Raw genomic sequence first — 26,503 nt, forward strand, 5'->3', positions numbered from 1 at the left:
TCAGGTGGAGAGATCAAGCTGCATGATTAAGGTGTTTACCAGTTGATTAACACTAGGCTTGCCAGTTTCAATCACGTGGTCAGCAATCTCGCGATAAAGAGGATCGCGAATTGCATATAAATTTTCTAGAATTTTTTTCGCGTCACCATTACGAAGTAGGGGGCGTCCTTCACTACCTTTGGTGCGATGCCATAATTCAGTAGGATTGGCGTGAAGATAAATCACGGTTCCTTGTTGGCTCAAGGCTTGGCGATTTTCTGGGAGTAGTACGGCGCCACCACCAGTTGCTAGAACGATATTTTTTTCATTAGTGACCTCTCGAATAGCTTGAGCCTCCCGTTTGCGAAAACCTTCTTCGCCTTCCATCTCAAAAATGACAGGAATTTTTACGCCACAGCGCTCTTCAATAACATGATCAGCATCTAAAAAACGACGCCCTAATTTTTTTGCTAGGACTTTACCGACGGTCGACTTTCCGGCGCCCATAAGGCCGATCAGAAAGATATTGTTTGTCGTAGAGTTCACCCTTTGATTTTATTAGGGTTTATCTAGAACGGTAGGGGTTAGAAAGACCAGGAGTTCAGTTTTATCTTTTAATTTGGATTTATGGCGAAATAAAGCGCCAAGAAGGGGGATATCCCCTAATAAGGGTACTTTGACTTCATCCTCCCTTTCGGTGGTTTGAAAGATGCCGCCAATAATTGCGGTACCGCCGTTCTCCACAGTTACCTCCGAGCTAAGGCTTTTAGTATCAATGGCATACCCTTGCTCAGTTTTCATGCCAATCGTATCTTTGTTGATACCCACCAACATGGATATTTTTCCATCGGGATGGATTTTGGGTAAAACCTCTAAGCGTAGGTTCGCTTTTCTGAACTGCAACTTGCTGCCATTTTGTGAGGTTGTTTGATAGGGCAGCTCAGTTCCTTGTTCAATAGTGGCCTTCACTTGATCTCCGGTCATGATGCGCGGGTTCGACAGAATTTTCCCCTGACCTTCTGATTCGAGGGCAGACAATTCCATTTGCAAAAGTCTGCTCGCGTTCTTGGAAATTAATGTGGCAGCTACTGCTGCGGGATTAAAACCATTAAGCCCGGCACCCCCTAAATCAAAGAGCGTGCCAAGTTTGCTATCAGTAATGCCATTAAGACTACTGGCTTGGTAATCAAGCTTTGCTCCTAGTTCTCGGGCAAAACGTTCATCCGCCTCAACGATGCGAGCCTCAATCAAGATTTGTCTGGGGCTATTGATATGTTCGCCTCCAAAGGGGAGTGCCGCATCCTCACGCCGATGTTTTTGAAATGCTGCAATCTCTGCGTTTGGTCCAATCCAATAGATGTCGCCGTTTCTTATCAAACGTAAGCCACGACTTGCCAAAATTGAGTGCAGAGCTGTTTGCCAAGGCGTATTGTTTAGATCGACTGTTATCTTGCCCTTGATGGATTCACTCAGCAAGAAATTGGTCTTACCAAGCTTGGCGAGAATCTGCAAAAGCTCTGCTACTTCAATGTCATTAAATTGCAAGCTGATAGGTGCCTCAAAGGTGCTACTTCCTTCAATCGCCGCTTTACTTGGTGCGCTTGAAAGGATTGCAAATATCAACACCCATAAAACAAGTTTATTGGCCTGAATAATCATTGAGCTTTTGAGGATTTGAGTGTGATAGTTTTGCCCTGGAGGTGGGCCAAAATTGCAGCTTCTTTATTGATGTGACTAAGTCGCCAATCGCCCAGTAAAGGAGCCCCCTTTTCAATCATGATTGTTGCCTGTCCATTTTGAAAAAATGCTTGTTCAGATGAGCCGCTTTGGCTCATTCCTAAGTAGCGCCAAAGGCGTAGCTCGCTCTCAAACGGAACGACTGGCACCTTAGGTTTGGGGTGTGCGGAAATCTTATTATTTAATAATGAGTGAACACTTACTTCTATTAATTCAATTGAATCATATAGTTCATCCTCAATAATAAGAATTTCTTCCCGCAACAATCCTAATTCCTCTTCGAGCTTAGCAAGCTCTTTTTGGTTTACTTGAGGAGGTGGTTCTGGGGAGGATTTCATGGGTTCGAAATTGCTAGATAGGACAAGACCTAGAACGACTAAACCGATTCCAAGCCCCACCAATAGAGCCATTTTTTTCAACTCTCCCAGGTTGGGAATTTGGGCTGCTAGCTCCATTTTTGGATGGGATTTGGGGCTGGTAGTCTTTCGGATTCCATGAGGGTCTGGTATTGCGGGATCATCCCCAAGTTCGCTCAAAATTTCATCAAATGATTGAGGGGAGATATGGCGGGGTGACATGCCCTTATTCTGGAAATAAGAGCGATAAAAAACTATCAGGATTCATTGATCCATTTGTCAGAAAAAAGCGGTTTTGGAGTTTTCGGAAAAATTACCTAAGCACCCTATAATTTGAGCATATGGCGCTCCCCCCAAAAGACAAGCCGACGTTTAATCAACGTCCTATTCGTCAGCCCAGCAGACGTCCAGGTCAACCTCGTGTAGATCCTGGCTCGCCTCGTAAATCCTCCGGCAACCCTCTTATTAAAGCGCTCTTGATCATTGGTGTCGCATTAGCCTTTGTAGTGACTTTGCTTTTGGGGTATGCCTTTTTGGTGGCTAAGCCTAATTTGCCCAAAATTTCGGCTTTAACGGATTACAACCCTAAAACACCTCTACGTATTTATACGGCTGATAAAGTTTTAATTGGCGAGTTTGGCGAAGAGCGTCGCAAGGTGATTCCTTTGAACGAAATTCCGGCGAGCATGAAAAATGCAGTGTTGGCTATTGAGGATGATCGGTTCTACTCTCATGGCGGGGTTGATTACGTTGGCATTATTAGAGCCGCTGTAACGAACCTGCGCGGCCATCTATCTCAGGGCGCCTCAACGATCACGATGCAGGTTGCTCGTAACTTTTTCCTGAGTAATGAGAAAACTTTCAGCCGCAAAATCTATGAAGTGCTATTAGCGTGGGAGATTGAGTCTCAACTCACTAAAGACAAGATTCTAGAAATTTACATGAACCAAATTTTCTTGGGTCAGCGTGCGTTTGGATTCTCTAGTGCCGCACAAATTTATTTCGGTAAAGAATTAAAAGACATTACCATCGCAGAATCTGCAATGTTGGCGGGATTGCCTAAAGCCCCTTCAGCATACAACCCGGTCACTAATTTCAGGCGCGCCAAGATTCGTCAAGAGTACATCTTGCAACGCATGCGCGATCTTGGCTATATCAGTACTGAAGACTATCAAAAGGCGATAATTGAAGAGCTCCATATTCGCGGGCTTGGCAATGAGTTTGCCGTTCGAGCTGACTTCCCAGCAGAGATGGTGCGTCAATTACTCTTTACTCAGTACGGTGAGGCGATTTACTCGCAAGGTATTGATGTCTACACCACCATTTTGAAGTCCGATCAAGATGCTGCATATAAGGCAGTTCGTCGCGGAATCTTTGAATATGATTTGCGCCACGCTTACCGTGGCCCAGAGGGCTTTATTGATTTGCCTGAAGATCCTGTAAAACGTCAGCGTGCAATTGATGAAGCATTGTTGGCGTATCCCCAACTAGACGATTTACAGTCCGGCGTAGTCTTGGATGTAAAGCCAAAAGAAATGCAGGTGATGATTTCTACGGGTGACACAATTACGATCAAAGGTGAGGGCATGAAGTTGGCGGCAGCCTCTTTGACTGACAGCACTCAACCTAAAAAACGTCTCCGTCCTGGCGCTATCGTGAGATTGCTGTCTGATGGCGGTATTTGGAAATTAGCACAACTCCCTCAAGTAGAAGCAGCTTTCGTTTCCATGAATGCGGAGACGGGCGCGATTCTCTCTTTGGTTGGTGGTTTTGATTTCCGTCGTAATCAATTTAATCACGTCACTCAGGCTTTGCGTCAGCCAGGTTCATCTTTCAAGCCTTTTATCTACGCTGCTGCAATTGAAAAAGGTTTCACGCCTAGCACAATGGTTAATGATGCACCACTATCGATCGGTGGTTTAGAGACTGGCAGTCAGGCATGGGAGCCAAAAAACTATGATGGTAAATATGACGGCATGATGCGTTTACGTAACGCATTAGCCAAGTCGAAGAACCTCGTATCAGTTCGTATTATTCGTGCGATCGGACCTTCATATGCTCAGGAATACATTCAACGTTTTGGTTTCGAGCCTGAGAAGCATCCGCCTTATCTCACAATGGCCTTAGGCGCTGGATCGGCAACCCCATTACAAATGGCCTCGGCATACAGCGTATTTGCAAATGGGGGCTATCGAGTAGATCCATTCTTGATTAATAAAATGGTAGATTCAAAAGGGACCATTCTTTTTGAAGCAAAGCCAGCGACTGTGGGCGATGGTGCTCCCCGAGTTTTAGATGCGCGTACTGCTTTCGTCATGGACAGTATGTTGCAAGAAGTAACTAAGACTGGTACTGCAGCTTCTGCCCGCGCCAAGCTAGGGCGCAGTGATATTGCGGGTAAGACAGGTACCACCAATGAGTCGCATGATGCTTGGTTTGCGGGTTACAACCCCAAGGTAGTTGCGATTGCATGGATTGGTTTTGATAAACCCGCAAGTTTAGGTGATCGTGAAACTGGTGGAGGTTTAGCTTTGCCGATGTGGATTTCTTATATGTCTACCGCATTAAAAGATGTACCACAAGAATCGCGTGTAGTTCCTGAGGGCGTAACTCAGGCAGATGGTGATTGGTTTATTCCTGAGTTCGCTCGGGGTGGCGGAACCCGCGAACTGCAGTAGTTCGTCATCATGGCTCGCCAAGCGCGTACTGTCATACCGGGCCAAGTCATGCATGTCATGGTTCGCGGTAATAATCGCGAGACCCTTTTCTTTAGCGATGATGATCGTCGTATTTATTTGGAGTGGTTGCGTGAAGCAGCCAGGCAATTTAGCTGCGCTGTCCATGCATTTGCCTTAATGCCAAATCACGTTCATTTACTTCTTACTCCTCAAAATGGAGATTCATTAGCAAAGACAATGCAATCATTGGGCCGTCGTTATGCCCAATACTTTAATCAGCAACATCATCGCTCGGGCACGATCTGGGAAGGAAGATATCGTTCATCCTTGATTGATCCGGATTATTTCCTACGGTGTCAGCGCTATATTGAGCTCAACCCTGTGAGAGCAGGTTACGAATCCAGCCCCCAAGACTCCAGGTGGACTAGCTTTGCTACCCACATTGGCGGAAATGCAGAGCCTTGGCTGGTTGATCACCAGCATTTTTGGAAGTTGGGCAACACCCCCTTTGAGCGCCAAATGGCTTGGGCAAACTTCGTTAAAGAGGGCGCCCCCCACTGGGAGGACCGACAAATCACCGAATCTTTGATACGTTCCAAACCTTGGGTGAGCGACATTTACGCGAAAAAGCTATTTAAAAATACGCCGGAGCTTGCTCAAATACGTCACCGTGGTCGCCCAAAGAAAATAAACTCTTTAAATTCAGTAGCTTAGATTTAAACAGGCAATATTCAGATCTTTTCAGGTCTTGACTCTGTCCCCAATTAGAAAATTCATTTTGGTGCGGCATCAAAATAAATGGGACAGACACATTTTATTTCTATTGCATCGATATGGGTATTCACCTATATTTGATCCTCCAAAAGTTATTAGGCCACTGTTGCCTCTCGGAAATACTATGACTACACAAATCAAATCAGATCTTCGTCCAACCGCTCAAGGTCTATATGACCCAAGGAATGAGCATGACGCCTGTGGCGTAGGATTCGTCGCGCACATCAAGGGTAAGAAATCTCATGAGATCGTTGCACAGGGTTTAAAGATTCTTGAGAACTTGGATCACCGGGGTGCGGTTGGTGCAGACCCATTGATGGGTGATGGTGCTGGTATTTTGATTCAGATTCCAGATACTTTGTATCGCGAAGAAATGGCGAAACAAGGTGTTACTTTGCCGCCATTTGGTGAGTATGGCGTTGGCATGATTTTCTTACCAAAGGAACATGCATCCCGTTTAGCTTGTGAACAAGAGCTCGAACGCACTGTGCGTTTAGAGGGCCAAGTTGTTTTGGGTTGGAGAGATGTGCCGGTAGATGTGAAGTTACCAATGTCCCCAACAGTTCAAATGACCGAGCCATTTATTCGTCAAATCTTTATTGGACGTGGCCGCGACATCATGACAACCGATGCGCTTGAGCGAAAGTTGTATGTGATTCGTAAAACAGCTAGTCACGCAATTCAGGATTTGCATTTGAAGCATGGCAAAGAATATTTTGTTGCTTCAATGTCTGCTAGAACCATTGTTTATAAGGGTTTGCTGTTAGCAAACCAAGTGGGTGCTTATTACCAAGATTTACAAGATAAGCGCACTGTATCTGCATTGGCATTAGTACATCAGCGCTTCTCTACAAATACCTTCCCAGCTTGGGAATTGGCTCACCCGTATCGCATGATCGCGCACAACGGAGAGATCAATACCGTTAAAGGTAACGTCAACTGGGTTAATGCACGCGAGGGCGCAATTAGCTCTCCAGTACTTGGCGATGACTTACAAAAATTATGGCCATTGATTTATCCAGGCCAATCAGACACTGCATGCTTTGATAACTGTTTAGAGTTGTTGGTCATGGCCGGTTATCCATTGGCCCAAGCAATGATGATGATGATTCCTGAAGCATGGGAACAGCATACATTGATGGATGACAATCGCCGTGCATTCTATGAATATCACGCAGCAATGATGGAGCCATGGGATGGCCCTGCAGCGATGGCATTTACTGATGGTCGTCAAATTGGTGCAACCTTGGATCGCAACGGCTTACGTCCAGCACGTTATTACGTAACGGATGATGACTTAGTCATCATGGCATCCGAAGCTGGTGTATTGCCAATCCCTGAAAGCAAAATTGTTCAGAAGTGGCGCTTGCAACCAGGCAAGATGTTCATGATCGATATGGAACAAGGCCGCATCATTGATGACGTTGAGCTAAAGAACGCTGTATCTAAAGCCAAGCCATACAAGAGCTGGATTGATGCGGTACGTGTTAAGTTGGATGAAGTTGATGCTAGCAAAGCAGACTTAATCGACGACAAAGCGACGATTCGTCCTGCTGCAAAATTACTTGATCGTCAGCAAGCCTTTGGTTACACCCAAGAAGATATTAAATACCTCATGGCTCCAATGGCTATGAATGGTGAAGAGGCAATTGGTTCCATGGGTAATGACAGCCCATTGGCCGTGCTTTCAAATAAGAACAAGCCTTTATATAACTACTTCAAGCAATTGTTTGCACAGGTTACGAACCCTCCGATCGATCCGATTCGCGAAAACATGGTGATGTCTTTGGTTTCTTTCATTGGGCCTAAGCCTAATTTGTTAGATACCAACAATATCAATCCTCCCATGCGCTTGGAAGTAAGCCAGCCTATTTTGGATTTTGATGACATTACCAAGATTCGTCACATTGGCCACTACACCAACGGCAAGTTCCGCTCTTACGAGTTAGATATCTGCTATCCAGCAGCATGGGGTAAGGCTGGCATTGAAGCGCGCTTAGCATCTTTGTGTGCTGAGGCTGCTGATGCTGTGCGTTCTGGTTACAACATTCTGATTGTGAGCGATCGTCAGGTTGATGAAAAGCACGTTGCCATTCCTGCCTTATTGGCTACTTCTGCAATTCATCAACATTTAGTTCAAAAAGGTTTGCGCACAAGCGTAGGTCTCGTAGTAGAAACAGGTAGCGCACGCGAGACTCATCACTTTGCGCTTCTGGCTGGTTATGGCGCTGAAGCTGTTCATCCATACCTCGCAATGGAAACTTTGACTGAGCTGGCTAAAGGTTTGTCAGGCGATTTGTCTGGTGAAAAAGCAGTGAAGAACTTTGTCAAAGCGGTTGGTAAAGGTTTGCAAAAAGTGATGTCCAAAATGGGCATCTCTACTTATATGTCTTACACCGGCTCACAAATTTTCGAAGCGATTGGTTTAAACAGCGACATCATTGATCAGTACTTCAAGGGCACTCCATCGAATGTTGGTGGCATTGGTGTATTTGAAGTTGCTGAAGAAGCCTTGCGTATGCACAGCGCTGCATTTGGTAACGATCCAGTATTGACCAATATGCTTGATGCCGGTGGTGAATATGCTTTCCGTATTCGCGGTGAGAATCACATGTGGACTCCTGACACAATCGCGAAGTTGCAGCATTCAACCCGTATAGGTGCAGATAAGGGTTATCAGACTTATAAAGAGTACGCCAACATCATCAACGACCAAACTAAACGTCAGATGACTTTGCGCGGTTTATTTGAGTTTAAGATTGATCCAAGCAAAGCGATTCCATTGGATGAAGTTGAGCCAGCAAAAGAGATCGTTAAGCGTTTTGCGACGGGCGCGATGTCTCTAGGCTCTATTTCTACTGAGGCACACGCTACTTTAGCAATTGCGATGAACCGTATTGGCGGCAAGTCCAATACTGGCGAGGGTGGCGAAGATCCAAATCGCTATGTGAACGAGCTAAAGGGTATTCCAATCAAGAAAGGCGAAACCCTTTCCAGTATTTTGGGTAGCGATGTTGTAGAAGCCAACATTCCATTATTGGATGGTGACTCATTACGCTCCAAAATTAAACAGGTCGCATCTGGTCGTTTTGGCGTTACCACTGAATACCTTCGTTCTGCTGATCAATTGCAGATCAAGATGGCACAAGGTGCAAAGCCTGGTGAAGGTGGTCAGTTGCCCGGCGGAAAAGTTTCCGATTACATTGGTAAGTTACGTTTCTCAGTGCCGGGCGTTGGCTTGATTTCTCCTCCTCCACACCATGACATTTATTCAATTGAAGATATCGCTCAATTGATTCATGACTTGAAGAACGTCAATCCAAAGGCAGATGTATCTGTGAAGTTGGTATCCGAAGTTGGCGTTGGGACAGTTGCTGCCGGTGTTGCCAAGGCTAAAGCAGATCACGTTGTGATTGCTGGCCATGACGGCGGTACGGGTGCATCACCACTGTCTTCTATTAAGCATGCTGGCTCACCTTGGGAATTAGGTTTGGCTGAAACCCAGCAAACCTTGGTTCTTAATGGATTACGAAGCCGTATTCGTGTTCAAGCTGATGGTCAAATGAAGACTGGTCGTGACGTTGTTATCGGTGCTTTATTGGGTGCTGATGAATTTGGTTTTGCGACTGCACCATTGGTTGTTGAGGGTTGCATCATGATGCGTAAGTGTCACCTGAATACCTGTCCAGTCGGTGTTGCAACTCAAGATCCAGAGCTGCGTAAGAAGTTCTCTGGTAAGCCAGAGCATGTCGTGAATTTTTTCTTCTTTATTGCGGAAGAGGCTCGTGAAATCATGGCGCAACTTGGTATTCGTAAGTTTGATGACTTGATTGGTCGTGTAGATCTCTTGGATACCCGTAAAGGCATTGAAAACTGGAAAGTGCATGGCTTGGATTTCAGCAAGATCTTTGCTGAACCTCAAGTGGCTGCTGATGTGCCACGCTACCAAGTGTTGACACAAGATCATGGTTTGGCAAGTGCCTTGGATAACATCTTGATCGAGAAGAGTGAGCCTGCTATAGAGCGTGGCGAGAAAGTCTCTTTTATCGTTCCGGTGAAGAATGTCAATCGTACAGTTGGTGCAATGCTTTCTGGTGAAGTGGCTCAGCGCTATGGCCATGCAGGCCTGCCAGATGACACGATTCATATTCAGTTGAACGGTACTGCAGGTCAAAGCTTTGCGGCATTCTTGGCTCGTGGCATTACCTTAGATTTAGTGGGTGATGGCAATGACTATGTTGGTAAGGGTTTGTCAGGTGGTCGCGTGATTGTTCGCGCTCCTCATGAATTCCGTGGCGATACTGCGAAGAACATCATTGTTGGTAATACTGTTCTCTACGGTGCCATTGCTGGTGAAGCATTCTTTAATGGCGTTGCTGGTGAGCGTTTCGCAGTTCGTAACTCTGGTGCTACAACAGTTGTTGAGGGTACTGGTGACCACGGTTGTGAGTACATGACTGGTGGCACTGTTGTCGTTCTCGGAACAACTGGCCGTAACTTTGCTGCAGGTATGAGCGGCGGCATTGCCTATGTATATGACGAAGATGGTTTATTCGATAAGCGTTGTAATACCAGCATGGCAACCTTGGAAAAAGTACTGCCTTCAGCAGAACAGAATGCCAAGATGCCGAAATCTGAGTGGCATGCTCCTGTTGATGTTAAAGACGGTGGCGAGCGCTTAACTGATGAGCAAATCTTGAAAGGATTAATTGAGCGTCATTTCCGCTATACCGGCTCAGAGCGCGCTAAAGCACTCTTGGCTGATTGGGAAAATGCTCGTGGTCGTTTTGTGAAGGTTCTACCAACCGAGTACAAGCGTGCGCTTGGTGAGTTGTGGGAAAAGTCACAAAAGAAAACGGTTGCTGCTTAATTAATAGAGACATTAAGAAAAGATACTAAGGATTAGATATGGGTAAGGTCACTGGATTTATGGAGTTTGAGCGTGTCGATGAAACATACGAAGCGCCCGTTAAACGCCTCCACCATTACAAAGAGTTCGTTGCCGCATTAACTGACGAAGAAGCCAAGGTTCAGGGCGCGCGTTGTATGGACTGCGGTATTCCGTTCTGCAACAACGGTTGCCCAGTTAATAACATCATTCCTGACTTTAATGACTTGGTGTTTCATAACGATTGGAAGAATGCGTTAGATGTTTTGCAATCCACTAACAACTTCCCAGAGTTCACTGGTCGTATCTGTCCAGCACCTTGCGAGGCTGCTTGTACATTAGGTATCAATCGCGCACCAGTAGGCATTAAGTCAATTGAGCACGCAATTATTGATAAGGGCTGGGAAAGTGGTTGGGTTAAGCCACAGCCACCGAAAACTAAGACTAGTAAAAAGGTCGCCATTGTGGGCGGTGGCCCTGCTGGTATGGCGGCTGCTCAGCAATTAGCGCGTGTTGGTCATGATGTAACGGTATTTGAAAAGAACGATCGTGTCGGTGGTTTGCTTCGTTACGGTATTCCTGACTTCAAGATGGAAAAATGGTTGATCGATCGCCGCGTTGAACAAATGCAAGCTGAAGGCGTGAAATTTGAAACCGGCGTTTTCGTTGGTAAAGAGGCAATCGGCGCGGAAGTAAAAAATTACTCCACAAAGACAGTTTCACCTGAGCAATTGATGAAAGATTTTGATGCGGTGGTAATTACCGGTGGTGCAGAGCAACCACGTGATTTGCCTGTACCAGGCCGTGAATTAGCTGGCGTTCACTATGCATTGGAGTTCTTGATTCCCCAGAACAAAGAAAATGCTGGTGACTTCAAAAATGAAATCCGCGCGACTGATAAGCACGTGGTTGTGATTGGCGGTGGTGATACTGGGTCTGATTGCGTTGGAACATCTAACCGTCACGGCGCAACTAAGATCACTCAGTTCGAATTACTCCCGCAGCCACCAGAAGAAGAAAATAAGCCTTTGGTATGGCCATATTGGCCAACGAAGTTGCGTACCTCCTCTTCTCATGAAGAGGGTTGTGAGCGCGACTGGTCTGTTGGTACTAAGCGTTTTGAAGGTAAAAACGGCAAAGTTGAGAAATTGATTGGTGTTCGTTTGGAGTGGAAGGACGGCAAGATGTCAGAGGTTCCAAACTCCGAATTTGAGATCAAGGCAGATTTAGTGCTTTTAGCAATGGGCTTTGTTTCACCAGTTCAGCAGGTACTCAATGCCTTTGGCGTTGAAAAAGATGCTCGCGGGAATGCAAAAGCAACTGTAGATGGCCAAAACGCCTACCAAACTAATGTTCCCAAGGTATTTGCTGCCGGGGATATGCGCCGCGGCCAATCTTTGGTGGTTTGGGCAATTCGTGAGGGTCGTCAATGCGCTCAAGCAGTAGACCAGTATTTAATGGGGTCATCTGTTTTACCCCGATAATATCGGGGATATGAACAGTTCTCAGCCAAGCGCATTGGATGTCAAAAAGCCACTAGGTGAAGTTGTCGTTTCTATTAAGGACGTCGACTTCTCCTATGCGCCTGGTGAGCGACAAATTTTGTCGGGACTCAATATGGAGTTTCGTCGTGGCCAAGTAGTTGCAGTCATGGGTGGATCTGGCTGTGGCAAAACCACTATTCTGCGTTTAATCGGCGGTCAATTCACGGCGCAATCTGGGCAAGTGTTATTTGAAGGCCAAGATATTGGCAAGATGAGTGGCGATCAACTCATGGCTGCTCGTCGACGTATGGGTATGCTTTTTCAATTCGGTGCTTTATTCACCGATCTGAGTGTTTTTGAAAATGTAGCCTTTCCATTGCGTGAGCATACTGATTTAAGTGAAGAGCTTTTACGCTTATTAGTGTTGATGAAACTCAATGCAGTCGGTTTGCGCGGTGCTCGTGATTTAATGCCGTCGCAAATCTCAGGTGGCATGGCGAGACGAGTTGCACTTGCAAGAGCGATTGCATTAGATCCTCCACTCATCATGTATGACGAGCCATTTGCGGGCTTGGATCCGATCTCTTTGGGCATTACCGCAAGATTGATTCGCGATCTTAATAATGCTCTAGGAGCCACGAGCCTATTGGTTACCCACGATGTTGAGGAAACTTTTGAAATCGCCGATTACGTCTATTTCATCGCCAATGGAAAAATTGGTGCACAAGGTACTCCAGAAGAATTAAGTCGCTCTACTGATCCTTTTGTTAGACAGTTTTTAGATGCCGCACCTGATGGTCCCGTGCCATTTCATTACCCAGGAAAAAGTCTGGAAGACGATTTTGGAGTGAGAGCTTAATGACTGCACTTCACAAACTTTTAGATCTTTTCGGTGATCTTGGTTTTTTTATTCGACGCAATTTAGCAAGTCTTGGGCTTGCTGCGCGCATGTTTGCGGCTGTGATTTGGCGCTCAGGTTTTTTATTAAAAAGACCCCGCTTAGTTCTTGATCAAATTTTATTTGTTGGCAATCACTCTTTTGTGATCATTGCGGTTTCAGGTTTGTTTGTGGGATTTGTTTTAGGCCTGCAGGGTTACTACACCTTAAATCGTTACGGCTCAGAGCAAGCCTTGGGTTTATTGGTTGCTTTGTCTCTGACGCGTGAATTGGGCCCCGTTATTACCGCTTTATTGTTTGCAGGGCGGGCTGGTACTTCACTAACTGCAGAAATTGGCCTGATGAAGGCTGGTGAGCAGCTTAGCGCAATGGAGATGATGGCGGTAGATCCTTTAGGCCGTGTAATTGCTCCACGGCTATGGGCTGGCATTATTTCCATGCCAATTTTGGCCACAATCTTTACTGCCGTTGGTGTAATGGGGGGCTATTTTGTTGGCGTTCCATTGATTGGGGTTGATTCTGGAGCTTTCTGGTCACAAATGCAGGGTGGCGTTGATCTCTTTTCCGACATTGGAAATGGCCTGATTAAAAGTTTGGTATTCGGCGTAGCAGTGACTTTTATTGCCTTGTATCAAGGTTATGAAGCTAAACCAACGCCTGAGGGTGTTTCACAGGCAACAACACGTACCGTGGTGATTTCTTCTTTGTCGGTTTTGGCATTAGATTTCTTGCTAACCGCGATGATGTTTTCGAATTAGAAAGAATAAACTGAGGCTCTTATGAGAAAAAGCGCAATTGATATCTGGGTAGGAATTTTTGTTGCCATTGGTTTATTGGCCGCTTTATTTCTTGCATTAAAAGTTGGCAATATGAATGCAGTGTCATTTGCGCCTACTTACAAAATTTCAGCCCGCTTTGACAATATCGGCGGCTTGAAACCACGCGCCCCTGTAAAGAGTGCTGGTGTAGTGGTGGGGCGTATCGCTAATATCTCATTTGATGACAAAACCTATCAAGCGACTGTTGTGATGACTATCGAAGAGTCCTATAAGTTTCCCAAGGATTCATCCGCAAAGATTTTGACCTCAGGCCTACTGGGCGAGCAGTATATTGGCCTTGAGGCTGGCGGATCTGATGATATGTTGGCGAATGGCGAAAAGATTGCGCAAACGCAATCAGCCATTGTTCTTGAGAATTTAATTAGTCAATTCTTGTATAACAAAGCTGCTGATAGTGGCCAAGAGAAGAGCGTAGCAAAGTAATGTTTTTTGCAGCCAAGCCCTTTAGCAAAATTCGGCAATTTGTCTTACTCTGTATGGTTGCTGTATTGGTGGGATGCGCCTCTATTCCTGCTGGTGTAGAGCCTTCACCAAACGATCCATGGGAACCTTTTAACCGTTCCGTTTTTGAATTTAATGAAGGCCTTGATGCTTACTTGTTAAAGCCAGTAGTAGCGGGATACCGATTTGTATTGCCTGAGTTTGTGCGCGATGGTATCTATAACTTCTTTAGTAACTACAACGACATCTATAACGTTGCATACAACTTGCTGCAGGGTAAGCCGGGCTATGCCTTTAATGATTTAATGCGTGTTGTTGTCAATACGACGATGGGTTTAGGTGGCTTTATTGATTTGGCGACACCAGGAGGTCTTGAGAAGCACAGAGAAGACTGGGGTCAAACCCTTGGCGTGTGGGGAGTTCCTTCTGGCCCCTATGTTGTTCTGCCTTTCTTTGGGCCAAGCAACGTGCGAGATACCTTTGGAACTGTTGCCGATCTAGAGTCTGATTACCTTTTCAAATATGTAAAAGATGTCGGTCTTCGTAACAGTATTACTGGTTTGCGCGTGGTCAACGCACGAAATACCTATTACGAAGCTGGAGATCTTTTAGACGGCGCCGCAATTGATAAATATAGCTTTATGCGTGATGCCTATATTCAAAGACGTGAGTATCAAATTAATGAGGGTCGAGATGATGAAGAACCTCAGATGCCTGTTTACGAAAATCCTTATGAGTAAGTGTATTGTGTGAAAGGGCTAAAATTAGCCCTAACAAGATAACGAGAGCGAGACGGATATATGAAGAGTTGCAAATGGATTTCTAAATACCTGAGCATGACTTTGCTATTCGTTTCTGGCGCACTCTTTGCGCAGGTTCCTGATCAAGCAACCCCTCCAGACGCTTTAATTAAGATGGTCGTTACAGATGTGATGGCCTCTGTTAAGGCGGATCCAGAAATCCAAAAAGGCAATATCCCAAAAATCGTTGATTTGGTTGAAAAGAAAATTGTTCCCTATACCGATATGCGCCGTACTACTGAAATGGCGATGGGCCCAAATTGGAAAAAAGCAACGCCTGAACAGCAGGCACAACTTACTTCAGAATTTAAAGGCCTGCTTATCCGCACTTATTCTGGTGCTCTCAGTCAATTGCGTGATCAAACTGTGCAGTTCAAAGCCCTACGTGCAGCCCCAGACGACAAAGAGGTAGTTGTGAAAACGGTTGTTCTTGGCCGTGGTGATCCGGTGCCTTTAGATTATCGCTTGGAGAAGACCGATAAAGGCTGGAAGGTATATGACATGAACATTATGGGTGTTTGGTTAGTTGAGGCCTATCGCAATCAGTTTTCAAATCAGATTAGTCAAAATGGTATTGAAGGTCTTGTGAAGTTTTTACAGGATCGCAACAAACAGTTGGCTACAGCTAAGCCAGCAAATTAATTCAAGCGCCAGGATATGCCTTTTCTTTTGCCTCAAACTGTTACACAAGAAAATGCTCTGCAGTTGCAGAAAGAGGGTTTGCTCAATTCCGCCACATTAAAAACAATCGACTGCTCCGCGCTCAAAGATTTTGATTCGACCGTTTTGACTGTGTTACTAGCTTGGCAAAAAAAGTTGCGGGCTGATGGTCAATCCCTGTCAATTCAGAGTCCTCCTGAGAAACTCAAAGTGTTAGCCAATGTATATGGCGTCTCAGCATTGCTAGGTTTGTAAGAGTATGCATTCAGCAATATCCATTAAAAATATATCCAAGCAATACGGGGCGCTTCAAGCGCTAGATGATGTTTCATTAGTAATTGAGCCTGGCGAGTTTTTTGGTCTTCTAGGTCCAAATGGTGCTGGCAAAACTACTCTCATTTCCATCTTGGCTGGCTTGGTACGAGCGGACATGGGCCATGCAGAAATTTTGGGCGCTGATGTTCAGGCCTCGTTTCGCGAGGCGCGTCGTATGTTGGGTGTTGTTCCTCAAGAACTAGTATTCGATCCGTTTTTTACTGTCCGAGAGACTCTGCGTTTTCAGTCTGGTTACTTTGGCATTCGAAATAATGATGCTTGGATTGACGAGATCATGGCTAACTTAGATCTCACCGGTAAAGCCGACAGCAATATGCGTGCATTATCTGGTGGCATGAAGCGCCGTGTATTGGTTGCGCAAGCTTTAGTTCATCGCCCACCAGTGATTATTTTGGATGAGCCAACGGCTGGAGTTGACGTGGAGTTACGTCAATCTCTGTGGCAGTTTATTAGCCGTTTGAATCAAGATGGTCACACCATTGTGTTGACTACGCATTACTTGGAAGAAGCCGAAGCATTGTGTCAACGGATTGCAATGCTTAAGCAAGGCAAGATTGTTGCCTTGGATACAACGGCTAATTTACTTGCGCGTTATGGCTCAGTGAAAAAAGATGGTGAAGGCAAAACTGATCTCGAAGAGGTATTTGTCAACATCATGTCTGGGGGCGCATTATGAAGAATGCTTCAAATAAAGCATTAAGCAAGCCTACTCTTGAATATGGCAGTGGCTTTCCAACCCTCTTACTGAAAGAAGTAAAGCGTTTTTATAAGGTGGCGTTTCAGACTGTAGCGGCACCAGTATTAACCGCAGTGCTTTACCTCATGATTTTTGGTCATGTGCTAGAGGGCCGGGAAGTGTATGGGCGCCTAAGCTATACCGCCTTCTTAATTCCAGGTTTAGTCATGATGAGCGTTTTGCAAAATGCATTTGCCAATACCTCTTCATCACTCATTCAGTCAAAAGTGACTGGTAATTTGGTATTTGTATTGCTTGCTCCTTTGAGTCATTTTGAGTTTTATGCAGCATATATTTTGGCTGCGGTATTTCGTGGAATTGTTGTTGGCCTAGGCGTGTTTCTCATTACTATTTTCTTTGGGCTGCCTTCATTGGAATACCCTTTGTGGATTTTGACGTTTGCTTTTCTAGGTGCTGCCATTTTGGGAAGTCTTGGCTTGATTGCGGGAATTTGGGCTGATAAGTTCGACCAATTAGCTGCTTTTCAAAACTTCATCATCATGCCTGCCACTATGTTGTCAGGCGTTTTTTACTCCATTCATTCCCTGCCGCCGGCCTGGCAGGTGGTATCTCATTTCAACCCATTCTTTTACATGATTGACGGCTTCCGTTATGGATTCTTCGGGGTCTCTGACGTATCTCCGTGGAGCAGTCTCGGGATTGTCTTGTGCTTCTTTGTGGGGGTTTCAGCGATAGCTTTGCGCTTGCTAAAAAAGGGCTATAAGCTCCGGCATTAATGATCAATATTGACGAGATTTATTAGGAGAGAAGTATGCTGCCAACCCCCGAGCAAATTGAGGGCTATATCAAAAATGGTATTCACTGCACTCATATTCAAGTTGAGGGCGATGGACAGCATTTTTTCGCAACCATTGTTAGCCCAGAGTTTGAGGGCAAACGTTTAGTGCAACGTCATCAATTGGTATATGGTGCGATGGGCGACCGTATGAAGGCTGAAGTACATGCGTTATCAATTAAGGCTTTCACACCCGAAGAGTTTGCACAGAACTCCACTTCTTAAAAGAATCACAATCAGATTCAATATCGCTAAAAAAGTTTTTACTGGAATCGTTTCATGGATAAATTAAGAATGGTTGGTGGAACTCCACTTAAGGGTGAGGTCAAGATAGCCGGAGCCAAAAATGCTGCTTTACCAATTCTGTGTGCCTGTCTACTAACCGATCAACCAGTAGTGTTGCGTAATCTTCCAGATCTACAAGATGTGCGCACCATGCTTAAGCTTTTACAAGAGATTGGTGTGGTAGTGACTTATCCGAATGCTGGAGATCGCAATCATGTAGTGCTTAATGCCGCAGTGATCAAGAGCTCAGAGGCAACCTACGAGATGGTCAAGACCATGCGCGCTTCTATTTTGGTGCTCGGTCCACTTCTTGCGAGAATGCATAGTGCTAAGGTTTCATTGCCTGGTGGTTGCGCAATTGGAGCTCGTCCAGTTGACCAACATATAAAAGGCTTAAAGGCCATGGGCGCAAACATCAAGATTAAGAGTGGCTATATTCAGGCAGAGACAAAGCCTCAAACTGATCGCCTTAAAGGTGCTTCGATTTTGACTGACATGATCACCGTCACTGGCACGGAGAATTTATTGATGGCGGCAACTTTAGCTACCGGCACAACTATTTTGGAAAATGCCGCGCGTGAGCCAGAGGTTGGTGACTTAGCTGAATTACTCGTCAAGATGGGTGCAAAGATTTCAGGCATTGGCAGCGATCGTTTAGTGATTGAAGGTGTTGAAAAATTACATGGCGCTGAGCACTCTGTAATTCCGGATCGGATTGAGGCGGGTACTTTCCTGTGTGCAGTCGCTGCGGCTGGTGGCGAAGTTCTGGTAAATCACTGTCGTCCTGATACGCTTGATGCTGTGATGGCGAAGCTCAAAGAAGCTGGTCTTCAAATGGAAGTGGGGTCTGATTGGATTAAAGCTTCCATGCAGACTCGTCCTAAAGCAGTGAGTTTTCGTACTTCTGAGTACCCCGCATTTCCAACAGATATGCAGGCGCAACTCATGGCGGTAAACGCGGTAGCTAGTGGTAGCTCTACAATTACAGAAACGATTTTTGAGAACCGCTTTATGCACGTTCAAGAACTCAATCGCTTGGGCGCTGACATTGCAATTGAGGGCAATACTGCAATTGCGCAGGGTGTGGAAAAGCTCTCTGGAGCTATTGTGATGGCTACGGATCTGCGTGCTTCAGCCAGCCTGGTCATCGCTGGACTGGCCGCTCAGGGTGAAACCCAGGTAGATCGTATTTACCATTTAGATCGTGGATATGACCGCATGGAGCAGAAGTTGACGCTGTTAGGCGCCAACATTGAGCGCGTCAAGTAAGCCTGAGAGATAATTCAGTCATGAAATTGACTTTAGCCCTGTCCAAGGGCCGCATCTTCGAAGAGACTGCCCAGATCTTATCTAAGGTTGGTATTGTGCCGAAAGAAGATCCTGAGAAGTCCCGCAAACTCATTATCGAGACATCCAATCCGGATGTACGTTTGATTATTGTGCGCGCCTCTGATGTGCCAACTTATGTTCAATTTGGTGGCGCTGATTTTGGCGTAGCGGGTTTAGATGTATTGATGGAAAAAGGTACTGATGGTTTATATGTTCCTTTTGATCTGAATATTGCTAAGTGCCGTATGTCAGTTGCAGTGCGCGATGGGTTTGATTACGCTAGCGCAGTTAAGCAAGGCTCACGCTTAAAAGTTGCAACAAAGTATGTCAACTGCGCACGCGATCACTTTGCTAACAAAGGCGTGCATATTGATACGATTCAGCTCTATGGCTCTATGGAACTTGCTCCCTTGGTAGGTTTAGCGGATGCCATTGTGGATTTAGTTTCCACTGGTAATACTCTCAAAGCCAATGGCTTGGTAGAGGTTGAGCCTATTGCCGATATCAGCGCACGTTTGGTGGTGAATCAAGCTTCGTATAAACGCAAGCGTGCTCAGCTACAACCCATTTTTGATTTATTGAGTTAAGCTAAAAACACATTCAATGTCTTCACAAGTTAAGGTTAAGCGTCTCAACAGCAAAGATGCGGGTTTCAAAGAAACGCTGCTTGCCAGCCTTTCTTTGCCTATGGCAGATGACGAGGCGATTGATGCTGCAGTTGTCAAAATCTTGGCTGCTGTTAAAGACCAGGGCGATGCCGCAGTTCTTAATTTCACAAAGCAATTTGATCGCTTAAATATCTCTAACATTGCCGAGCTAGAAGTCCCGCGCAAAGACTTGGAACAAGCCTATAGCTCTTTATCTACTGAGCAAAAAAATGCTCTTGATGCTGCGGCTAAACGAGTGCGCGCCTATCACGAAAAACAAAAGATTGAAGCAGGCTGCCACTCTTGGGAATATGAAGAGGCTGATGGCACTCGTCTTGGTCAAAAGGTAACACCCTTGGATCGTGTTGGCATTTATGTTCCTGGTGGCAAGGCTGCTTATCCATCATCCGTTTTGATGAATGCGATTCCTGCAAAAGTTGCGGGTGTAGCGGAGGTCATCATGGTGGTGCCTACGCCTGATGGCGCACGTAATCCTTTGGTATTGGCTGCAGCTTATTTAGCTGGAGTAGATCGCGTCTTTACGATTGGCGGCGCTCAGGCTGTTGGTGCTTTGGCTTATGGCACCAAGACTATTCCATCGGTAGACAAGATCGTCGGCCCCGGTAATGCCTATGTTGCTGCTGCTAAGCGCAGAGTTTTTGGTACGGTAGGTATCGACATGATTGCTGGCCCTTCTGAGATTTTGGTTTTATGTGATGGCACTAGCAACCCCGATTGGATTGCAATGGATTTGTTCTCCCAGGCGGAGCATGATGAGCAAGCGCAATCAATTTTGTTGTGCCCGGATACGGCCTATATTGATCAAGTACAGGCAAGCATTAACAAGCTGTTACCTGAAATGCCAAGGGCAAAGGTCATTGAAGCTTCTTTGGCTAATCGGGCCCTGCTGATTCATGTAAAGGATATGGTCGAGGCTTGTGAAATTGCTAATGCCATTGCTGCAGAGCACTTAGAGATTTGTGCTGCAGAGCCACGTAAGTGGGCCGAGCAAATTCGTCATGCGGGCGCTATCTTTATGGGCAATTACACCAGTGAGTCTCTTGGCGATTACTGCGCAGGTCCAAACCATGTGCTGCCGACTGCTCGCACTGCACGTTTCTCTTCCCCTTTGGGTGTTTATGACTTCATCAAGCGCTCAAGTATGATTGAAGTGAGTGAAGCCGGCGCGCAAACTTTGGGTGTCGTAGCTAGCACACTAGCGCACGGCGAAGGCCTACAAGCGCATGCACGCGCAGCTGAGATGCGCCTGAAGAAATAATTCAAAAGTAATTCGATTTAAATCAAACAAGAATTTCTTTTAAAGCGGCGACGAGTTCGCCGCTTTGCTCATCGGTACCAATCGTAATACGCAAGAACTCTTCAATGCGGGGTGATTTGAAGTGACGGACGATGATTCCACGATCTCTCAAGGCTTGATATAACTTAGCCCCGCTATGTTTTGGGTGGCGGGTAAAAATAAAGTTTGCTGTTGATGGCAATGTATCAAAGCCCAAGACATTTAATTGTTCAACTAATTTTGTACGCGTCTGTATGACTTTGGCGCTAGTTGCTTCTAAATGCGCTTGATCTTCAATCGCAGCAATGGCGCCTGCCTGAGCTAGTCGGCCTAAAGGGTAGGAGTTAAAGCTGTTCTTTACTCGCTCCAAGCCTTCAATCAGGGCGGGATGACCAACGGCAAAGCCAACTCTTAGGCCAGCCAATGCTCTAGATTTAGACAGTGTGTGTACTACTAAAAGATTTTCAGGGCAACTGCTGCCACGTAATAAGGGGATGCAGGATTCCGTTCCGTAATCTACGTAGGCTTCATCAATTACTACGACAGAGTCTTTATTTTTTGCAAGAAGCTTTTCAATTTCTGAACGAGCAATTGATCTGCCGGTGGGCGCATTAGGATTAGGGAAAATGATTCCACCATTTTGTATATCGTAGTCATTTGTATTGATCTCGAACTCAGTTCCTAGTGGAACTGTTTTGTAGTCGATGCCAAAGAGTTTGCAGTAGACCGGATAGAAGCTGTAGGTGATGTCTGGAAAATGAATAGGCTTGCTTTGTTTGAGCAAGCCAGCAAAAACGTGAGCCAAAACCTCATCGGAACCATTTCCTAAAAACACTTGGTTTGGATTGAGGCCATGCAATTTGGCAATGGCTTGTTTTAGAGCTGTGCCTTCTGGGTCTGGATATAGGCGCAAGTCATCGTTTGTTTGGCTGATGATTGCCACAAGCGCTTTGGGTGATGGGCCATAAGGACTCTCATTGGTATTGAGCTTTACCAGCCGCTGCATTTGCGGTTGCTCCCCAGGAACGTAGGGGGTCAAAGTTTGAACAACAGGGCTCCAAAAACGGCTCATGAGGGTACTCGGGTCAAAAATCAGAAATAAAGGGAAGCAATCACAGCATTTATATATCTTCTAGGAATGATATTATGAGGCTTCAATCAACACTTCGCCTCGCGGCGCAATGAAGCATGCGGCAAGCCGACGTTACCCGAAACACTTCGGAAACCAAAATTCAAATTTCCATCAATTTAGATGGTACTGGTAAGGCTGAACTGGCCTCAGGGGTGCCTTTCTTAGATCATATGCTCGATCAGATTGCCCGTCACGGCATGATTGATCTCAAGGTGGTTGCCCAGGGTGATACCCATATTGATGATCATCACACCGTTGAGGATGTGGGTATTACATTAGGTCAAGCTTTTGCAAAGGCAGTGGGCGATAAAGCAGGTATTACCCGTTATGGCCACTCTTATGTTCCTTTAGATGAAACCCTTTCTCGCGTAGTGGTCGATTTTTCTGGGCGCCCAGGCCTGGAATTCAATGTCCCATTTACCCGTGCGCGGGTTGGTGATTTTGACGTTGATCTGAGCATCGAGTTCTTCCGTGGTTTTGTAAACCATGCAGGAGTGACTTTGCACATTGATAATTTGCGCGGTATCAACGCGCACCACCAGATTGAGACAGTCTTTAAAGCCTTTGGGCGTGCGCTTCGGATGGCTTTGGCAATTGATCCACGCGCTTCTGGTTCGGTTCCCTCAACCAAAGGTAGTCTCTAATCTAGATACTTCTAGTTGCCCGTTAGATAACAGCAAAGATAGGCTAAATTTTGGCGCAAACTATTGCGATCGTTGATTACGGAATGGGTAACCTTCGTTCCGTATATCAGGCATGCCATCATGTAGCGCCTGATGACAAGGTATTGATTGCTCACAAGCCAGAAGAAATTCGTACTGCCGATCGCGTGGTGTTGCCTGGTCAAGGCGCCATGCCTGATTGTATGAAACATCTTGAGGAGTCTGGTCTCCTCGAAGCATTGCTAGAGGCCGCCAAAAACAAGCCATTGTTAGGGGTTTGTGTAGGTGAGCAAATGCTCTTTGATAAAAGTGCAGAAGTTCGGACTAATGAGCAATGGACACCTTGTTTAGGGCTCATTTCTGGGGAAGTACGTCGCTTTGATTTAAAGGGTAAAAAGCAAGCCGACGGCTCAGCTTACAAAGTGCCCCACATGGGCTGGAATCAAGTCCGTCAAGACCGCCAGCATCCCATTTGGGAGGGAATTCCGGATTTAACGAGTTTTTACTTTGTGCATAGCTACTATGTTGTGCCGCAACGTAAAGAAGATTCTGCTGGATCTACTGAATACGGCGATTGGTTTACATCTGCGGTTGCAAGAGATAATATTTTTGCAACGCAATTTCATCCGGAAAAAAGTGCAGAATACGGGTTAAAGCTTTATCAAAATTTTCTTTCTTGGCAACCTTAATTAATTTATTAACGTTTCACTATGCTGCTCATCCCTGCAATTGATCTTAAAGACGGCCACTGCGTTCGACTAGAACAAGGTGATATGGATAAAGCCACGGTATTTTCTGAAGATCCAGGGGCTATGGCTGCGCATTGGATTAGCAAAGGCGCGCGACGCTTGCACTTAGTTGATCTGAATGGCGCGTTTGCTGGAAAACTCAAAAATGAGTCCGCTATCAAATCGATTCTCAAAGCTGTAGGAGATGAAATTCCGGTTCAGCTTGGCGGCGGCATTCGGGATCTGGAAACAATTGAACGTTTATTGGATGATGGTATTAGCACGGTGATTATTGGCACTGCTGCAGTAAAAAATCCCGGCTTTGTACAGGATGCTTGCACGGCATTTCCTGGACAGGTGATGGTAGGGCTTGACGCTCGCGATGGCAAAGTAGCCACTGATGGTTGGAGCAAGATTACCGGCCATGAAGTAATTGATCTCGCCAAGAAATTTGAAGACTGGGGTGTAGAGGCCATTATCTATACCGACATTGGTCGCGATGGCATGCTCCAAGGCGTTAACATTGAGGCCACGATGAAGCTGGCTCAAGCAATCCGTATTCCAGTGATTGCCAGTGGCGGCCTCTCTAATAACAAAGATATTGAAGCGCTCTGTAAAGCCGAAGAAGAGGGTGTGATGGGCGTGATTGCTGGGCGCTCTATTTATGCTGGTGACCTTGATCTGGCAGCTGCTCAAAAATATGCTGATGAGTTAACACTCAAATACAAAAAGAACATTACCTAGTGTTAACCAAAAGAATTATTCCTTGTTTGGATGTCACAGCAGGGCGCGTTGTTAAAGGAGTGAACTTTGTTGGTTTGCGTGATGCAGGCGATCCTGTAGAAATCGCCAAGCGTTATGACACTCAAGGCGCTGATGAGTTAACTTTCTTAGACATTACCGCGACGTCCGATGGGCGTGATTTGATCCTGCACATTATTGAAGATGTCGCATCACAAGTATTTATTCCGCTTACTGTTGGTGGTGGTGTGCGTGCAGTGGCTGATGTGCGTCGCTTACTTAATGCTGGTGCTGATAAAGTGAGCATCAATTCTTCCGCCATCACTAATCCAGATTTAGTTTCAGATGCGGCAGCCTATTACGGCTCTCAATGTATTGTGGTTGCAATCGACGCTAAACAAACTGAAGCGGGTAATTGGGAAGTATTTACACATGGCGGTAGAACAGCAACTGGCATTGATGTAGTTGCTTGGGCTACTGAAGTTGCTAAACGCGGGGCGGGTGAGATTCTATTAACCAGCATGAATCGCGATGGCAGCAAAGATGGTTTTGATTTGGCACTAACTGCTGCTGTCAGTGATGCTGTCACTGTTCCAGTGATTGCCTCCGGTGGCGTAGGTAATTTGCAGCACTTGGTTGATGGTATTACCAAGGGCCATGCTGATGCAGTTTTGGCTGCCAGCATCTTTCATTATGGTGAGTACACAGTCCAGCAGGCAAAAGAATATATGGCTGCTCAGGGAATCCCGGTTCGTATTTGAGCCTGTTTCACGGTAAAGTTCATATATGAGCCAATCTCAAAGCAACTTTACCCCCATTCAATCGATTGAAGCAGGCCCTTGGCTAGATGCTATCGCCTGGAATGAGCAAGGCTTGGTTCCAGTGATTGCCCAAGAGTTTGGTAGCAATGACATCTTGATGATGGCCTGGATGAACCGCGATGCACTTTTGGCTACTTTGCGTTTAGGCGAGGCTGTGTATTGGACGCGGTCACGCCAAAAGCTGTGGCATAAGGGTGAGGAGTCCGGTCACACTCAAAAGGTGAAGGAAATTCGTTTGGATTGCGACGGCGATACGATTTTGCTCATCGTTGAACAAAAAGATGGCATTGCTTGCCATACTGGGGAGCACAGTTGTTTTTTCCAGAAGTGGGATTCCGGTAAGGCTGCTTGGGTTGATGAGTCAAAACCAAAGAAATAGCAGATAGTTGGCCTTTGTATAAAAGACATAAAATAAACCTATGAGTAGCTCAGCAAATAAACCCTCCAACTTAGACTCTGCATTGGCGCATTTAGCCGATGTAGTCGACCAACGTCGTGATGCATTTAAAGCTGGAAATGCTGATCCAAAAACGTCTTACACCGCCTTGTTGTTTTCAAAAGGCGATGACGGTATCTTGAAAAAGATTGGTGAAGAAGCTACCGAGGCTGTCATGGCTGCGAAAGATGCGCGCGCTTCTAATCTTGCCTCTGAGCAGAAAAAATTGTTGGTTGGTGAGATGGCTGATCTTTGGTTCCACTGTTTGATAGCGCTTTCTCAATTTAATTTGCGTCCTGAGGATGTGATTGCCGAGCTCGATCGTCGTTTAGGTACCTCAGGTATTGAAGAGAGAGCCGCCAGAAAAGCAGCAAATAAGGATTAAATTCAAATGAGTCATGATCCTAGTTGTTTATTTTGTAAGATTTCTCAGGGACTGATTCCATCGGCAAAGGTGTATGAGGATGATGAGATCTATGCATTTAATGACATCAATCCAGCTGCACCAGTACATTTTTTGATGATTCCCAAGAAACATATTCCCATGTTGGAGTCAGCAGAAAGCATAGATGCTCCTTTGCTGGGTAGAATGATGGAATTAGCGCCCCGTCTTGCTAAAGAACAGGGTTGCCGTCCTGGTAAGGATGGCGGCTTTAGAGTGATGGTAAATAGTGGGGCAGATGGTGGGCAGGAGGTTTATCACTTGCATTTACATGTGATGGGCGGTCCCCGCCCCTGGAAAAAGTAATTTAAGTATTCCAAGGAGATTAGACATGGGTTCATTTAGCATTTGGCATTGGTTAATTGTTTTGGTCATCGTAATGTTGGTATTTGGTACCAAAAAATTGCGTAATATTGGTCAAGACTTAGGTGGTGCTGTTAAGGGCTTCAAAGATGGCATGAAGACATCCGAAGAGCCAAAAGAGCAAATTTCACAAGGCGCTAGCGCGACAGATAAAACTGTTGATGTACACGCCAAAGATCTTAATAAATAATTTTTATAAAGCTCAACTGAAACTCGTG

At 45.7% G+C, this 26,503-nt stretch carries 28 protein-coding genes; 24 read left to right on the forward strand and 4 right to left on the reverse strand.

The genetic code is table 11. The features are described from left to right. The 3 genes from ICV38_RS00490 to ICV38_RS00500 are packed head-to-tail and all read right to left on the reverse strand — an operon-like array spanning position 1 to position 2,135. Positions 1–525, reverse strand: coding sequence for a shikimate kinase (locus ICV38_RS00490; protein ID WP_215381724.1), 525 nt, complete (start codon positions 523–525; stop codon positions 1–3). Between the two features lie 12 nt (positions 526–537). After that, entirely contained in the window at positions 538–1,605 is a 1,068-nt protein-coding gene (locus ICV38_RS00495; RefSeq protein ID WP_251368162.1) for a secretin and TonB N-terminal domain-containing protein, read from the reverse strand. 29 nt (positions 1,606–1,634) lie between these two features. Beyond that, positions 1,635–2,135, reverse strand: a complete 501-nt coding sequence (locus tag ICV38_RS00500) for a hypothetical protein (protein WP_215381729.1) — start codon at positions 2,133–2,135, stop codon at positions 1,635–1,637. Positions 2,136–2,413: 278 nt separating this feature from the next. Here ICV38_RS00500 and ICV38_RS00505 point away from each other — a divergent pair, with 278 nt between their 5' ends. The 16 genes from ICV38_RS00505 to hisD all read left to right on the forward strand — a co-directional run bounded on the left by ICV38_RS00505 (position 2,414) and on the right by hisD (position 20,942). Continuing rightward, positions 2,414–4,750: a penicillin-binding protein 1A gene (locus tag ICV38_RS00505; RefSeq protein ID WP_215381732.1), complete on the forward strand. Its 2,337-nt coding sequence runs from the start codon at positions 2,414–2,416 to the stop codon at positions 4,748–4,750. Between the two features lie 9 nt (positions 4,751–4,759). Further along, a complete protein-coding gene (locus ICV38_RS00510; RefSeq protein ID WP_215381735.1) occupies positions 4,760–5,464 on the forward strand; it encodes a transposase in 705 nt (234 codons plus the stop codon). A 184-nt stretch (positions 5,465–5,648) separates the two neighbouring features. Then, entirely contained in the window at positions 5,649–10,394 is a 4,746-nt protein-coding gene (locus ICV38_RS00515; protein WP_215381738.1) for a glutamate synthase-related protein, read from the forward strand. Between the two features lie 38 nt (positions 10,395–10,432). After that, positions 10,433–11,896: a glutamate synthase subunit beta gene (locus ICV38_RS00520; protein WP_215381741.1), complete on the forward strand. Its 1,464-nt coding sequence runs from the start codon at positions 10,433–10,435 to the stop codon at positions 11,894–11,896. A gap of 10 nt (positions 11,897–11,906) precedes the next feature. Continuing rightward, the gene (locus ICV38_RS00525; RefSeq protein WP_215381743.1) at positions 11,907–12,755 is read left to right on the forward strand and encodes an ABC transporter ATP-binding protein; all 849 of its coding nucleotides are present in this window, start codon (positions 11,907–11,909) and stop codon (positions 12,753–12,755) included. Further along, the gene (gene mlaE / locus ICV38_RS00530; protein ID WP_215381746.1) at positions 12,755–13,552 is read left to right on the forward strand and encodes a lipid asymmetry maintenance ABC transporter permease subunit MlaE; all 798 of its coding nucleotides are present in this window, start codon (positions 12,755–12,757) and stop codon (positions 13,550–13,552) included. The genes ICV38_RS00525 and mlaE overlap by 1 nt, the downstream gene beginning before the upstream one ends. 21 nt (positions 13,553–13,573) lie before the next feature. Further along, the gene (gene mlaD / locus ICV38_RS00535) at positions 13,574–14,056 is read left to right on the forward strand and encodes an outer membrane lipid asymmetry maintenance protein MlaD (RefSeq protein ID WP_215381748.1); all 483 of its coding nucleotides are present in this window, start codon (positions 13,574–13,576) and stop codon (positions 14,054–14,056) included. Beyond that, a complete protein-coding gene (locus tag ICV38_RS00540) occupies positions 14,056–14,814 on the forward strand; it encodes a VacJ family lipoprotein (RefSeq protein ID WP_215381756.1) in 759 nt (252 codons plus the stop codon). Before mlaD ends, ICV38_RS00540 begins: the two co-directional genes overlap by 1 nt. A gap of 60 nt (positions 14,815–14,874) precedes the next feature. Continuing rightward, positions 14,875–15,516 carry a phospholipid-binding protein MlaC gene (locus tag ICV38_RS00545; RefSeq protein ID WP_215381758.1) on the forward strand — a complete coding sequence of 214 codons (642 nt, stop codon included), beginning with the start codon at positions 14,875–14,877 and terminating at the stop codon, positions 15,514–15,516. A 15-nt stretch (positions 15,517–15,531) separates the two neighbouring features. Continuing rightward, the gene (locus ICV38_RS00550) at positions 15,532–15,789 is read left to right on the forward strand and encodes a lipid asymmetry maintenance protein MlaB (protein WP_215381759.1); all 258 of its coding nucleotides are present in this window, start codon (positions 15,532–15,534) and stop codon (positions 15,787–15,789) included. Between the two features lie 4 nt (positions 15,790–15,793). Further along, positions 15,794–16,546, forward strand: coding sequence for an ABC transporter ATP-binding protein (locus tag ICV38_RS00555; RefSeq protein ID WP_215381761.1), 753 nt, complete (start codon positions 15,794–15,796; stop codon positions 16,544–16,546). Next, positions 16,543–17,343 carry an ABC transporter permease gene (locus ICV38_RS00560; protein ID WP_215381763.1) on the forward strand — a complete coding sequence of 267 codons (801 nt, stop codon included), beginning with the start codon at positions 16,543–16,545 and terminating at the stop codon, positions 17,341–17,343. The genes ICV38_RS00555 and ICV38_RS00560 overlap by 4 nt, the downstream gene beginning before the upstream one ends. A gap of 35 nt (positions 17,344–17,378) precedes the next feature. Continuing rightward, positions 17,379–17,627, forward strand: coding sequence for a BolA family protein (locus ICV38_RS00565; RefSeq protein ID WP_215381765.1), 249 nt, complete (start codon positions 17,379–17,381; stop codon positions 17,625–17,627). Between the two features lie 54 nt (positions 17,628–17,681). Then, positions 17,682–18,956 carry a UDP-N-acetylglucosamine 1-carboxyvinyltransferase gene (gene murA / locus ICV38_RS00570; protein ID WP_215381774.1) on the forward strand — a complete coding sequence of 425 codons (1,275 nt, stop codon included), beginning with the start codon at positions 17,682–17,684 and terminating at the stop codon, positions 18,954–18,956. 20 nt (positions 18,957–18,976) lie between these two features. Then, positions 18,977–19,603 carry an ATP phosphoribosyltransferase gene (gene hisG, locus ICV38_RS00575; protein WP_215381776.1) on the forward strand — a complete coding sequence of 209 codons (627 nt, stop codon included), beginning with the start codon at positions 18,977–18,979 and terminating at the stop codon, positions 19,601–19,603. 16 nt (positions 19,604–19,619) lie between these two features. After that, positions 19,620–20,942, forward strand: coding sequence for a histidinol dehydrogenase (gene hisD, locus ICV38_RS00580; RefSeq protein ID WP_215381779.1), 1,323 nt, complete (start codon positions 19,620–19,622; stop codon positions 20,940–20,942). Positions 20,943–20,964: 22 nt separating this feature from the next. On the opposite strand, the gene hisC is transcribed toward hisD, so the two are convergent. Next, a complete protein-coding gene (gene hisC, locus ICV38_RS00585; RefSeq protein WP_215381782.1) occupies positions 20,965–22,032 on the reverse strand; it encodes a histidinol-phosphate transaminase in 1,068 nt (355 codons plus the stop codon). A 116-nt stretch (positions 22,033–22,148) separates the two neighbouring features. On the opposite strand from hisC, the gene hisB reads away from it, so the two are divergent. The 8 genes from hisB to tatA are packed head-to-tail and all read left to right on the forward strand — an operon-like array spanning position 22,149 to position 26,475. After that, positions 22,149–22,736, forward strand: coding sequence for an imidazoleglycerol-phosphate dehydratase HisB (hisB, locus tag ICV38_RS00590; protein ID WP_215296139.1), 588 nt, complete (start codon positions 22,149–22,151; stop codon positions 22,734–22,736). Positions 22,737–22,786: 50 nt separating this feature from the next. After that, a complete protein-coding gene (gene hisH, locus ICV38_RS00595; protein WP_215381785.1) occupies positions 22,787–23,443 on the forward strand; it encodes an imidazole glycerol phosphate synthase subunit HisH in 657 nt (218 codons plus the stop codon). A 21-nt stretch (positions 23,444–23,464) separates the two neighbouring features. After that, the gene (gene hisA / locus ICV38_RS00600; RefSeq protein WP_215381787.1) at positions 23,465–24,226 is read left to right on the forward strand and encodes a 1-(5-phosphoribosyl)-5-[(5-phosphoribosylamino)methylideneamino]imidazole-4-carboxamide isomerase; all 762 of its coding nucleotides are present in this window, start codon (positions 23,465–23,467) and stop codon (positions 24,224–24,226) included. Next, complete coding sequence (gene hisF, locus ICV38_RS00605; protein WP_215381789.1) at positions 24,226–24,984, forward strand: imidazole glycerol phosphate synthase subunit HisF; 759 nt, start codon at positions 24,226–24,228, stop codon at positions 24,982–24,984. Before hisA ends, hisF begins: the two co-directional genes overlap by 1 nt. A 25-nt stretch (positions 24,985–25,009) precedes the next feature. Next, entirely contained in the window at positions 25,010–25,423 is a 414-nt protein-coding gene (gene hisI / locus ICV38_RS00610; RefSeq protein ID WP_215381790.1) for a phosphoribosyl-AMP cyclohydrolase, read from the forward strand. A gap of 40 nt (positions 25,424–25,463) precedes the next feature. Further along, positions 25,464–25,865 (forward strand): phosphoribosyl-ATP diphosphatase, encoded by a 402-nt coding sequence (locus tag ICV38_RS00615; RefSeq protein ID WP_215381791.1) that lies wholly within the window; start codon positions 25,464–25,466, stop codon positions 25,863–25,865. Positions 25,866–25,871: 6 nt separating this feature from the next. Continuing rightward, positions 25,872–26,228, forward strand: a complete 357-nt coding sequence (locus ICV38_RS00620) for a histidine triad nucleotide-binding protein (RefSeq protein WP_215381792.1) — start codon at positions 25,872–25,874, stop codon at positions 26,226–26,228. A 25-nt stretch (positions 26,229–26,253) separates the two neighbouring features. Further along, positions 26,254–26,475 carry a Sec-independent protein translocase subunit TatA gene (gene tatA / locus ICV38_RS00625; protein ID WP_215381793.1) on the forward strand — a complete coding sequence of 74 codons (222 nt, stop codon included), beginning with the start codon at positions 26,254–26,256 and terminating at the stop codon, positions 26,473–26,475. Positions 26,476–26,503: the final 28 nt, after the last annotated feature.

Origin of the sequence: Polynucleobacter sp. MG-6-Vaara-E2, from assembly GCF_018687695.1 — a bacterium.
In the GTDB taxonomy this organism is placed as follows: Bacteria; Pseudomonadota; Gammaproteobacteria; order Burkholderiales; family Burkholderiaceae; genus Polynucleobacter.

What these genes read in the sequence shown, in the direction of transcription:
- tatA (WP_215381793.1), top strand. Translation starts at nt 26,254, where the DNA reads ATGGGTTCATTTAGCATTTGGCATTGGTTAATTGTTTTGGTCATCGTA.
- mlaE (WP_215381746.1), top strand. Translation starts at nt 12,755, where the DNA reads ATGACTGCACTTCACAAACTTTTAGATCTTTTCGGTGATCTTGGTTTT.
- hisI (WP_215381790.1), top strand. Translation starts at nt 25,010, where the DNA reads ATGAGCCAATCTCAAAGCAACTTTACCCCCATTCAATCGATTGAAGCA.
- ICV38_RS00620 (WP_215381792.1), top strand. Translation starts at nt 25,872, where the DNA reads ATGAGTCATGATCCTAGTTGTTTATTTTGTAAGATTTCTCAGGGACTG.
- ICV38_RS00510 (WP_215381735.1), top strand. Translation starts at nt 4,760, where the DNA reads ATGGCTCGCCAAGCGCGTACTGTCATACCGGGCCAAGTCATGCATGTC.
- ICV38_RS00555 (WP_215381761.1), top strand. Translation starts at nt 15,794, where the DNA reads ATGCATTCAGCAATATCCATTAAAAATATATCCAAGCAATACGGGGCG.
- hisA (WP_215381787.1), top strand. Translation starts at nt 23,465, where the DNA reads ATGCTGCTCATCCCTGCAATTGATCTTAAAGACGGCCACTGCGTTCGA.
- hisG (WP_215381776.1), top strand. Translation starts at nt 18,977, where the DNA reads ATGAAATTGACTTTAGCCCTGTCCAAGGGCCGCATCTTCGAAGAGACT.
- ICV38_RS00615 (WP_215381791.1), top strand. Translation starts at nt 25,464, where the DNA reads ATGAGTAGCTCAGCAAATAAACCCTCCAACTTAGACTCTGCATTGGCG.
- murA (WP_215381774.1), top strand. Translation starts at nt 17,682, where the DNA reads ATGGATAAATTAAGAATGGTTGGTGGAACTCCACTTAAGGGTGAGGTC.
- hisB (WP_215296139.1), top strand. Translation starts at nt 22,149, where the DNA reads ATGCGGCAAGCCGACGTTACCCGAAACACTTCGGAAACCAAAATTCAA.
- ICV38_RS00545 (WP_215381758.1), top strand. Translation starts at nt 14,875, where the DNA reads ATGAAGAGTTGCAAATGGATTTCTAAATACCTGAGCATGACTTTGCTA.
- ICV38_RS00520 (WP_215381741.1), top strand. Translation starts at nt 10,433, where the DNA reads ATGGGTAAGGTCACTGGATTTATGGAGTTTGAGCGTGTCGATGAAACA.
- hisC (WP_215381782.1), bottom strand. Translation starts at nt 22,032, where the DNA reads ATGAGCCGTTTTTGGAGCCCTGTTGTTCAAACTTTGACCCCCTACGTT.
- ICV38_RS00525 (WP_215381743.1), top strand. Translation starts at nt 11,907, where the DNA reads ATGAACAGTTCTCAGCCAAGCGCATTGGATGTCAAAAAGCCACTAGGT.
- ICV38_RS00540 (WP_215381756.1), top strand. Translation starts at nt 14,056, where the DNA reads ATGTTTTTTGCAGCCAAGCCCTTTAGCAAAATTCGGCAATTTGTCTTA.
- mlaD (WP_215381748.1), top strand. Translation starts at nt 13,574, where the DNA reads ATGAGAAAAAGCGCAATTGATATCTGGGTAGGAATTTTTGTTGCCATT.
- hisD (WP_215381779.1), top strand. Translation starts at nt 19,620, where the DNA reads ATGTCTTCACAAGTTAAGGTTAAGCGTCTCAACAGCAAAGATGCGGGT.
- ICV38_RS00560 (WP_215381763.1), top strand. Translation starts at nt 16,543, where the DNA reads ATGAAGAATGCTTCAAATAAAGCATTAAGCAAGCCTACTCTTGAATAT.
- ICV38_RS00565 (WP_215381765.1), top strand. Translation starts at nt 17,379, where the DNA reads ATGCTGCCAACCCCCGAGCAAATTGAGGGCTATATCAAAAATGGTATT.
- ICV38_RS00515 (WP_215381738.1), top strand. Translation starts at nt 5,649, where the DNA reads ATGACTACACAAATCAAATCAGATCTTCGTCCAACCGCTCAAGGTCTA.
- ICV38_RS00550 (WP_215381759.1), top strand. Translation starts at nt 15,532, where the DNA reads ATGCCTTTTCTTTTGCCTCAAACTGTTACACAAGAAAATGCTCTGCAG.
- ICV38_RS00505 (WP_215381732.1), top strand. Translation starts at nt 2,414, where the DNA reads ATGGCGCTCCCCCCAAAAGACAAGCCGACGTTTAATCAACGTCCTATT.